This is a genomic window from Syntrophorhabdus sp. (genome assembly GCA_012719415.1).
GTDB lineage: Bacteria > Desulfobacterota > Syntrophorhabdia > Syntrophorhabdales > Syntrophorhabdaceae > Delta-02.
In genome coordinates this window covers 1-3,042 of the sequence record JAAYAK010000062.1, presented here as the reverse complement: position 1 = coordinate 3,042, position 3,042 = coordinate 1, and the positions used below count along the sequence as shown (strand labels likewise).

Annotated in this window: 2 protein-coding genes; both read left to right on the top strand. The window is 60.8% G+C overall.

Annotation, left to right across the window (positions count from 1 at the left end; all coding sequences use genetic code 11):
* The first annotated feature begins 224 nt into the window (after window positions 1–224).
* Window positions 225–728 (top strand): hypothetical protein, encoded by a 504-nt coding sequence (locus tag GXX82_03765; protein NLT22143.1) that lies wholly within the window; start codon window positions 225–227, stop codon window positions 726–728.
* Window positions 725–2,950, top strand: coding sequence for a hypothetical protein (locus GXX82_03760; protein NLT22142.1), 2,226 nt, complete (start codon window positions 725–727; stop codon window positions 2,948–2,950). The genes GXX82_03765 and GXX82_03760 overlap by 4 nt, the downstream gene beginning before the upstream one ends.
* Window positions 2,951–3,042: the final 92 nt, after the last annotated feature.

Genomic DNA, 3,042 nt, shown 5'->3' with positions numbered 1-3,042 from the left:
CCATCCTCGTGAGCGGGGTCGGAGCCGTAAACTATGCCTATAGCTCCGAGGCTTCCTGGGGCGGTGCAAGCGGCTCTCTCGCGTATGGCTTTCCGACGACCGATGTCTTCTCCAAGGGTGGGGTCAACGCGACCATCACCTTCACCGTAACCAACAAAGGCGGTTCGTTATCAGTGAGCAGCATTTCATGGTGGTAAAGGAAACAGGCAAGGGGGCATGACTCTATGACAAGGTTCTTTGTGTTGTTCTCGGTTTTCCTCGCGATTGCCGTCTTTGATGTTTCAGCGCAGGAATGCAGGCGCATTCAGCCCATCGCGAGCCCTACCGCGGCGGATACACCCATCGTCGAGGGGGCGACAAAGGTCAAGGAGGTCCGCGCCGTCGACCGTCAGGTCGTGGAGAATACGATGCGGCAGATAGCCGACTCCTGGAATACGCCGGAGATGGCAAAAATGCTGGCGGCAGGTTTCTACGACAGGGACAGGCTCATGGATTCGATGAACGCGAACGCCCCCGTCGATGCCCGGCTCAGAATCCTCTCCGTCGGGAGCCACCGGGTGCTGAGACAGGAGATCAAACGGGAGTCGGATGGCGACCGCCTCATCAGCCGGGTTTCCGTCATCGCGAAGTCCCAGATAGAGTACAACGACCCCGTGAACGGTTTCCAGAAGCGACAGGGGGAACAGGAGTACATCATAAAGATCACCCAGAGAGAGGCTGCCCGGTGAGAACAATAACGCTCTTTGCATTCGTGCTGATCACGGTCTTTGCCGCCTTCGCGTTGCCGGCATCCGCCCAGGAGGCCACGGCACTCAAGGACTGGTCGATCATCATGGAGAACACCTCGCGATACGAGACATATGATTTCTACGGCAATCCGGCGGGAAGTCCCTACCAGGACACGGGAGGGCAGTACTACGACGAGATGAACGCCGCCTTCTCCCGCCAGCTCTCCCCCTACGAATCCTTTTCGGGCAGGTTCGACGTGCTCTACAACGATTCCCGCTACAGGAGCCGGCACAACGGCCTTGTCCTCGAACGGGGAACACTCGCCTGGGAAAAGGGTGACACCGCCCTTCCCTTCCGGGCCCAGCTGGGGGACAATTTTTCCTTTATCAGCCTGAGGACCATGCAGAGGTCCCTCAAGGGCTTTCAGCTCGAGTTCCAGCCTGAGGTCTCCCAGCGGCGCAAGCAGTCCTTCCTCTTCTTCACCGGCACCGGCGTCGACGACTACAGGGACTTCACTCCCATCAACAACCTCTTCAGCGGCGGTTCGTACCTCATCGAGGACAGTATCTTCGGGCATTACTCCCTTAACCTCGTCCAGAACCACCAGGCGAGCGAGATCGTGGACGGCCTCGGAACCCGCAACCAGCTCGTCACGAGCATGACGGGCGAAAAGGTCTTCTCCTTCTCCGGACAAAAGGTGACCCTCGAGGGGGAGGCGGGCTATTTCTCGGGAGACTACGACATAAGCGCCACGGAGGCGAGGACGGGGAAGTCGGGGCTTGGCTTCTTCGGCCAGGTGACGGGAGAGACCGGTACCCCCTTTACCTACCGGTTAAGATACGAGGATTACGGTGATGACTACAAGCCCAACGGCGCCATTGTGAACAGGGATTACAGGGCCTCCGAGGCCCACGCGGCATGGCGTTTCCAGAAGGGGCTCAACCTGCGCGGGCGTCTGCAGCGCTTCACCGACGGGGTGAACTCCGGCAATCCCACCGACACGTCCGTCGCGGGGTTGAGCCTCACGGGCCCCATGGCGATCACCTTTTTGCCGGGACTGACGACCGGTCTCGACGCCTTCATCCAGGATGTGAAAAACCGGGACAGGACCACGAACGCGAGGACGACGTCGCTCAACATGAACTTCAGCATGCCCGTCAGGACCTGGGCGGCAAAGCTCGCTCTCATCGGAAGGCATATCGAGAACTTCACCGAAGCGGTGAACTGGCAGGAGCAGCGTTCCTACGAGGCGAACGTGAGCGCCACGCGCGCGATCGCCTTCGCCGGGTTCAAGGGCAGTATCACCCCGGGCGTCATCTACCAGAACATGGGGGGCAACGGAACCGACCGTGACAATTACGGCGCCAACCTGGCGCTTCAGCTTTTGCGCGCGGCGCACCAGTTCGGCTTCGACTGCAGGGTCTTCTCCCAGAACGTCTATGTGCCGGGAACGTCGAACGACATGAACAACAGCGCTGCCGTCAACTACCGCTTCACCATGGGACCCCACGTCCTCGGGCTCGAGCTGAACTACTACGACCGCGATCCGACACCAGGCAGGGTGACGGGCCGGTCCGCGACACAGGCCTATAAGGCGGCTGTTTTCTACACCCTGAAGTTCGAGAAGGAGGCAGGCAAGCCCCTGTCGTCGGCCTTCCGCCGCCTCGTGGAGGCACCGGCCGCCACGGATGCGCGCACGGCTCCCGCCCCGCAGAGGGGAATGCTTGCGAGTCCCTTCGCCATTGGTCGACCGCTTAAAGATACGATGGAAGGTCTCGCCGCGCAGGGCATCACCGGCGGGGTTGCCCAGCCGGGCCTGGTTGTCTACGAGGCACGGCTTCTTCCCGAGATCGACCAGAGGCAGCGCCTGGGACTTGTCCACGACGACAAGACCGTGACAAAGGTGGCGCTCGTCATCGACTTTGACGACGTGGGCAACCCGGAAACGGTCCGGCAGACCTTCGAGCGAGTCCGGTCGATTCTCCTGAAACGTTTCGGGGCGCCACTCGACACGGTGGAACAGGGCAAATTCGGCCCCACCTTCGCCAGGGATGTGAACAACGGGAGCTTCGTCCGTATCACCGAATGGCGGACAGACAAGGGTACCGTCCGTTTCGGCATACCCCAGCGCCTCGACCGCCAGATACGCATGGAACTCCAGCACGCGCCCGCGTTCCCATCACGGACCGATACCTTCTGGAGCGTGGAAGAGATAATGTAGCGACGTGAAAGCGGTATTCCAACGGCCGGGCGGACGGGTGTCCGTCCGGCCGTTCATCATTTCACCCTCAGGTTCATCTGTATCTCCATCCT